This is a genomic window from Planomonospora algeriensis (assembly GCF_977012225.1).
In genome coordinates this window covers 24,289-30,343 of sequence record NZ_CDRNDK010000029.1, presented here as the reverse complement: position 1 = coordinate 30,343, position 6,055 = coordinate 24,289, and the positions used below count along the sequence as shown (strand labels likewise).

The window sequence follows — 6,055 nt, the reverse complement described above, 5'->3', positions numbered from 1 at the left end:
GGTACGGAGGGGAGACGGCCGCGGCGGAGCGTCCCCGGCCCCGGTGCGGCCGGGGGCGGATTCCCGGCGGGTCCGTGCGGGGATCGCGGCCGATCGGCGCGCCCGGCCGGTGGCGCAGATTAGTCTGTTGGGATTGTGAGTGAGCCAAGCGAGCGGACCATCAGACACGGCAGGCCCGTCGACGCCCCGACCGGCCGTCAGGCGAGGAGGGGCGCATGAGCACTTTCGCCGCCTCCCACCTGCCTCCCTCCTACCCCGAGAGGGCCGCCTGGGGCACCGCGCCGAAGCTCCGCGCCTGGCAGCAGGAGGCCTTCGACCTCTACCTCAGGCGCGAGCCGCGCGACTTCCTCGCGGTCGCCACACCGGGCGCGGGCAAGACGACCTTCGCGCTGCGCATCGCCAGCGACCTGCTGTCGCGGGGGATCGTCCGGGCGGTGACGATCGTCACCCCCACCGAGCACCTCAAGCAGCAGTGGGCCGACGCCGCCGGCCGGGTCGGCATCGCGATCGACCCCGAGTTCAAGAACAGCCAGGGCGCGACCTCGCGCGACTACACCGGGGTGGCCGTCACCTACGCCCAGGTCTCGATGCACCCGGCGCTGCACCGCGCCCGCACCGAGGCGCGCAAGACGCTCGTCATCTTCGACGAGATCCACCACGCGGGCGACGCCAAGTCCTGGGGCGACGGCGTGCGCGAGGCCTTCGAGCCCGCCGCCCGCCGCCTGGCCCTGACCGGCACCCCCTTCCGGTCCGACGTGAACCCGATCCCGTTCGTCACCTACGCCGAGGACGGCGAGGGCGTGCGGCGGAGCGTCTCCGACTACTCCTACGGGTACGGCCCGGCGCTCGCCGACGGCGTCGTCCGGCCGGTCATCTTCCTCGCCTACGCCGGCGAGATGCGCTGGCGCACCCGCGCGGGCGACGAGATCGCCGCGACGCTCGGCACCCCGCTCACCAAGGACCAGCTCGGCCAGGCGTGGAAGGCCGCGCTCGACCCCAAGGGCGACTGGATCCGGCAGGTGCTCCAGGCCGCCGACCGGCGGCTGACCGAGGTCCGCCGGGGGGTGCCCGACGCGGGCGGCCTGGTGATCTCCACCGACCACGAGACGGCCCGCGCCTACGCCCGGCACATCCGCGCCATCACCGGTGAGGGCGCCACGGTCGTGCTCTCCGACGACCCCGAGGCGTCCAAGAAGATCAAGCAGTTCTCGGCGTCGAAGGACCGCTGGCTGGTGGCGGTCCGCATGGTCTCCGAGGGCGTCGACATCCCGCGCCTGGCCGTCGGCGTCTACGCCACCAGCACCTCGACGCCGCTGTTCTTCGCCCAGGCCGTCGGCCGCTTCGTCCGGGCCCGCAAGCGCGGCGAGACGGCCTCGGTGTTCCTGCCCTCGGTGCCGACCCTGATGGGCCTGGCCGGGGAGATGGAGGCCGAGCGCGACCACGTGCTCGACCGCAAGCTGCCGGAGGAGGGGCTCGACGACTTCCTCGTCGAGGACGCCAACCGCAAGAAGGACAATCCCGACGTCCTGGGTGACGAGCTGCCGTTTGAGACCCTGGAGGCGGTCGCCACCTTCGACCGGGTGCTCTTCGACGGCGGTGAGTTCGGCACGGCCGCCGAACCCGGCTCACCGGAGGAGGAGGACTTCCTCGGGCTGCCCGGCCTGCTGGAACCCGACCAGGTGCGGACCCTGCTCAGCAAGCGGCAGTCGGAGCAGCTCAAGGCCGGCCGGAGCAGACCCGAGCCGAAGGAGCCGCAGCTCGCCCCGCACGAGCTGATCGCCAACCTCCGCAAGGAGCTCAACGGCCTGGTCGGCGCGTGGAACCACCGCACCGGGCAGCCCCACGGGGTCATCCACGCCGAGCTCCGGCGGGCCTGCGGCGGCCCGGCCATCGCCCAGGCGACCGCCGAGCAGGTCCAGGCGCGGATCGACAAGATCCGCCAGTGGGCCACCCAGCGGTCGCGTTAGACCGCGCCGAAGGCCGCTCGACGCCCGGGGGAGGCCGCCAGGGGAGGCGATCCAGCCGGCGCGGCCCGGCCGTCCGGAAGCCGCGCCGGTCGAACGCAGGCGATCGGCCGGCCGGTGCGGCCGTCGACCGCGGTGAGATCCGTCCTGCCGGGCAGCGGCGGGACGAGGCGGACCTGCGCGGAGGCCGTACCGCCGGTGACGCTCACCGGGAACGTGGCGGGCGCCCGGCGGGCCGGCTCCGCCGCCGCGCCCCCGTGCACCCAGACCCGGAGCGTGCCCCGCGGCGGCGCACGACGACGGTCGCGGTGTCGCACCCGTCCGCCGCGGCAGTCCAGGAGAGCGCCACCGCGCGGAGCGCGCCCCCGCGCGTGATCAGCCGGGCCGCCTCGGGCACGAGGGGGGCGGCGGAACAGGACGCCGGGTGTGCGACCACGTTCTCCGGCCGGGTGGGCGCGGGCGCCATGGGCCTGGGGGACGCGGTCGCCCCGGGCCGGGAGGGTACGGACGCCGCGGGTCGAGAGGGCCCGGCGGAGGCGGGCGGGGAGACCTCGGGCACCGGAGTCCGCAGAGCCGACGGCCGGGCGGCCGGCGCCTGGGACGGCATCCCCGCGTCGAGCCAGACGGTGGCCGCCTCCAGCGCGGCGAGTGCCAGAACGGCGGTCACCCGCGCCGGGCCCGGCCGCGGAGCAGCAGCCATAGGCACACGGGGGCCAGGAGCAGCCAGGAGACACCGAGCACGAACATGTGGTCACCACCGCGAGGTATGAGGAGTTCAACTCTCCGTCATACTCCTGTCGCAGCAGGTGATTGAGGCGTTTACCGCTTCCTTGCCGATCGGTGATCGTCCGCATCCCCGCAGCGGGCTTCCGCAGGACGGACCGGAGGACCGGCCGGATCACCGGCTTCCCGAGGACGCCGGCCGCCTGAGGGCGGGTCAGGACGCGCGGACCACCGGGGCGCCGGTGAGGACCACTCCGGCCGAGTCGAGCTCGGCCAGGGCGGCCTCGGTGGTCTGGCGGGCGACCCCGGCGGTGAGGTCCAGCGGCACGTGCACGGCCAGGCCGTTCTCGACGGCGTCCAGCGCCGTGGCGCGCACGCAGTGGTCGGTGGCGATGCCGACGACGTCCACCGCGTGGACGTGGCGCTCGGCGAGCCAGTCGGCCAGCCTGGTGCCGTCGGCCGACGTCCCTTCGAAACCGCTGTAGGCGGCCGCGTGGGCCCCCTTGCTGAACACCTCCTCCACCCGTGCGGTGTCGAGGGCGGGGTGGAAGCCGGCGCCGGGGGTCCCGGCCACGCAGTGCGCCGGCCACGAGGTCACGAAGTCGGGCTCGGCGGCGAAGTGGCCGCCGGGATCGACGTGGAAGTCGCGGGTGGCCACGACGTGGTCGTAGCCGTGCGAGGCCGCGTGCCGGGAGATGGCGGCGGCGACCTCGGCGCCGCCGTCCACGGCGAGGCTGCCGCCCTCGCAGAAGTCGTTCTGGACGTCGACGATGATCAGCGCGGTTGCCATGGCATCTAGTCAAACACGGTGGGGATCGCGGTGTCGCCCCGGGAGAGCTGGTGGGCGGTGACGGGAAGCTCGGCGAAGGCCTCGCGGTGCCGGGCGCGGGCCTCCTCCGGCTTCTCCCGCACGACGACCTCGCCGCCCCGGACCAGCGGAGTCTGCAGCGGGCGCGCGCCGGGCGGCCGCCGCCCGGCGGTCGTGACCAGCTCGGCGACCGCCGTGCCCGACTCGTCGAGCTGCCGGAAGGCCTCTTTCCGTCCGCCCCGGCTGGGCTTGCCGACGGACCTCTTGGCCACCGGTTCGAGGGCGCCCGCGGAGCCCTCCCGGGCGACGAGCTTGTAGACCAGGGCGGCGGTCGGCGAGCCGGAACCGGTGACCAGGGAGGTCCCGACGCCGTAGCCGTCCACCGGGGCGGCGGCCAGCGCCGCGATGGCGTACTCGTCGAGGTCGCCGGTGACCAGGATCCGGGTGCCGTGCGCGCCCAGCGCGTCGAGCTGCGCGCGGACCTCGCGGGCGGCCTCGGTCAGGTCGCCAGAGTCGATGCGGACCGCTCCCAGCTCGGGACCGGCGAGCTCGACCGCGGTCCGTACGGCCCGCGCCACGTCGTAGGTGTCCACCAGCAGCGTGGTGCCGGCGCCGAGGGAGGCGATCTGGGCGGCGAACGCCTGCTCCTCGGAGTCGTGCAGCAGCGTGAACGCGTGCGCCGCGGTCCCCGTGGTCGGCACGCCGTACACCCGGCCGGCCATCAGGTTGGAGGTGGCGGCGAACCCGCACAGGTAGGCGGCGCGGGCCGCCGCCACGGCGGACATCTCGTGCGTGCGCCGCGAGCCCATCTCGATGAGGGGCCGCGAGCCGGCGGCGCAGACCATCCGGGAGGCGGCGGTGGCGATCGCGCAGTCGTGGTTGAGGACGGACAGGATCAGCGTCTCCAGCAGCACCGCCTCGGCGAACGTGCCCTCCACAGTCATGATCGGGGAGCCGGGGAAGTAGCACTCGCCCTCGCGGTAGCCGTGCACGTCGCCGCGGAAGCGGTAACCCGCCAGGAAGTCCAGGGTGGCGTCGTCCACCACCCGGTCGCCGGCCAGGAACGCGAGCTCGTCCTCGCCGAACCGGAAGTGCTCCAGCGCGTCGAGCACCCGGCCGGTCCCGGCGACCACCCCGTAGCGCCGCCCGCCCGGCAGCTGCCGGGCGAACACCTCGAACACGGCGCGCCGGTGGGCCGCCCCGCTGCGCAGCGCCGCCTGCACCATCGTCAGCTCGTAGTGATCCGTCAGCAACGCCCCGCTCATGCTCATCGTCACGAGTCGAAGACTACGGCCGGGATAGGGCAGACTGGTGAACGTGGGTACCACAGCTCCGATGGAGGTCGAGCGTCCGTCGATCGACAGCCGGCCGGATCTGCCCTGGCTGACGATCGTCTGGAACGACCCGGTCAACCTGATGTCGTACGTCACCTACGTCTTCCAGTCCGTCTTCGGCTACTCGCGGGAGAAGGCGGAGAAACTGATGCTGGACGTGCACCACAAGGGCAGGGCGGTGGTCTCCAGCGGCACCCGCGAGGAGATGGAGCGCGACGTGCAGATCATGCACTCCTACGGCCTGTGGGCGACCGTGCAGCAGGACGCATGAGCAGTGGGTTCGCCGCGGGGCGCGGCGGCGGCGTGACCGCCCGCTTCGAGGCCGCGGAGATCGCGGTCCTGCGCTCGCTGGTCTCCCAGATCCTGGATCTGGTCGAGCCCGGCGCCACCGGGGACGACCCGCTGGAGCGCGCCCTGGGGATCGGCTCGCCCGAGCTGCCCACCGACCCGGTGCTGGCCCGGCTGTTCCCCTCGGCCTACGCCGACGACGACCTGTCGGCGGAGTTCCGCCGCTACACCGAGGCGACCCTGCGGGACGGCAAGCGCTCCGACGCGCAGACCATGCTGGAGACCGCCGCGCCCGGCCGGGTGGAGCTCACCGCGGAGCAGGCGCAGGCGTGGATGCGGGCGCTGAACGACGTGCGGCTGGCGCTCGGCACCCGGCTGGAGGTGACCGAGGAGGTGCACGACGAGATCGCCGGGATGGGCGAGGACGACCCCCGCTATCCGGCGTACGTGACCTACGACTGGCTGACCTACCTCCAGGACAGCCTGGTCCGCGCTCTTTGGTAGCTTCCAGGCATGCTCACGATCTCCCAGGAACTGGTCGACAAGATGATCGCGCACGCCCGGGCCGACCACCCGGACGAGGCCTGCGGCGTGATCGCGGGCCCCGAGGGCTCCGACACCCCGGTGCGCTTCGTCCCGATGGAGAACGCCGAGCGGTCGCCGACGTTCTACCGGTTCGACTCCATGGAGCAGCTGCGGGTCTGGCGCGAGATGGACGACCGCGACGAGGAGCCGGTGGTCATCTACCACTCCCACACCTCGACCGAGGCCTACCCCTCGCGCACCGACGTCTCCTACGCCTCCGAGCCGAACGCCCACTACGTGCTGGTCTCCACCCGTGAGGAGCTGGGGGAGAAGGCTGAGGTGCGCTCCTACCGCATCGTCGAGGGCGTGGTGACCGAGGAAGAGGTCGTCGTCCTGCCGTCGTGACGTCCACC

7 protein-coding genes are annotated in these 6,055 nt (G+C 73.6%); 4 read left to right on the top strand and 3 right to left on the bottom strand.

What is annotated here, in order from left to right:
- Positions 1–215 precede the first annotated feature (215 nt).
- On the top strand, positions 216–1,967 hold the full coding sequence (locus ACWJ6R_RS05735; protein WP_449061179.1) for a DEAD/DEAH box helicase: 1,752 nt from the start codon (positions 216–218) through the stop codon (positions 1,965–1,967).
- Here ACWJ6R_RS05735 and ACWJ6R_RS05730 read toward each other — a convergent pair.
- The 3 genes from ACWJ6R_RS05730 to ACWJ6R_RS05720 all read right to left on the bottom strand — a co-directional run bounded on the left by ACWJ6R_RS05730 (position 1,964) and on the right by ACWJ6R_RS05720 (position 4,766).
- A complete protein-coding gene (locus ACWJ6R_RS05730; RefSeq protein ID WP_449061178.1) occupies positions 1,964–2,281 on the bottom strand; it encodes a hypothetical protein in 318 nt (105 codons plus the stop codon). The two genes, ACWJ6R_RS05735 and ACWJ6R_RS05730, sit on opposite strands and share 4 nt — an antisense overlap.
- 620 nt (positions 2,282–2,901) lie before the next feature.
- Complete coding sequence (locus ACWJ6R_RS05725; protein ID WP_449061177.1) at positions 2,902–3,477, bottom strand: isochorismatase family protein; 576 nt, start codon at positions 3,475–3,477, stop codon at positions 2,902–2,904.
- 5 nt (positions 3,478–3,482) lie between these two features.
- The gene (locus ACWJ6R_RS05720) at positions 3,483–4,766 is read right to left on the bottom strand and encodes a nicotinate phosphoribosyltransferase (RefSeq protein ID WP_449061181.1); all 1,284 of its coding nucleotides are present in this window, start codon (positions 4,764–4,766) and stop codon (positions 3,483–3,485) included.
- A 64-nt stretch (positions 4,767–4,830) separates the two neighbouring features.
- On the opposite strand from ACWJ6R_RS05720, the gene clpS reads away from it, so the two are divergent.
- Genes clpS through ACWJ6R_RS05705 form a run of 3 tightly spaced genes read left to right on the top strand, consistent with a single transcriptional unit; the run spans position 4,831 to position 6,047 of the window.
- Positions 4,831–5,100 carry an ATP-dependent Clp protease adapter ClpS gene (gene clpS, locus ACWJ6R_RS05715; RefSeq protein ID WP_230881406.1) on the top strand — a complete coding sequence of 90 codons (270 nt, stop codon included), beginning with the start codon at positions 4,831–4,833 and terminating at the stop codon, positions 5,098–5,100.
- A complete protein-coding gene (locus ACWJ6R_RS05710; RefSeq protein ID WP_449061176.1) occupies positions 5,097–5,621 on the top strand; it encodes a DUF2017 domain-containing protein in 525 nt (174 codons plus the stop codon). Before clpS ends, ACWJ6R_RS05710 begins: the two co-directional genes overlap by 4 nt.
- 9 nt (positions 5,622–5,630) lie before the next feature.
- Positions 5,631–6,047 carry a Mov34/MPN/PAD-1 family protein gene (locus tag ACWJ6R_RS05705; RefSeq protein ID WP_449061175.1) on the top strand — a complete coding sequence of 139 codons (417 nt, stop codon included), beginning with the start codon at positions 5,631–5,633 and terminating at the stop codon, positions 6,045–6,047.
- Positions 6,048–6,055 lie beyond the last annotated feature (8 nt).

Coding starts and splice junctions, on each gene's coding strand:
- ACWJ6R_RS05735 (WP_449061179.1), top strand. CDS start 216: ATGAGCACTTTCGCCGCCTCCCACCTGCCTCCCTCCTACCCCGAGAGG.
- ACWJ6R_RS05725 (WP_449061177.1), bottom strand. CDS start 3,477: ATGGCAACCGCGCTGATCATCGTCGACGTCCAGAACGACTTCTGCGAG.
- ACWJ6R_RS05720 (WP_449061181.1), bottom strand. CDS start 4,766: ATGAGCATGAGCGGGGCGTTGCTGACGGATCACTACGAGCTGACGATG.
- clpS (WP_230881406.1), top strand. CDS start 4,831: ATGGAGGTCGAGCGTCCGTCGATCGACAGCCGGCCGGATCTGCCCTGG.
- ACWJ6R_RS05710 (WP_449061176.1), top strand. CDS start 5,097: ATGAGCAGTGGGTTCGCCGCGGGGCGCGGCGGCGGCGTGACCGCCCGC.
- ACWJ6R_RS05705 (WP_449061175.1), top strand. CDS start 5,631: ATGCTCACGATCTCCCAGGAACTGGTCGACAAGATGATCGCGCACGCC.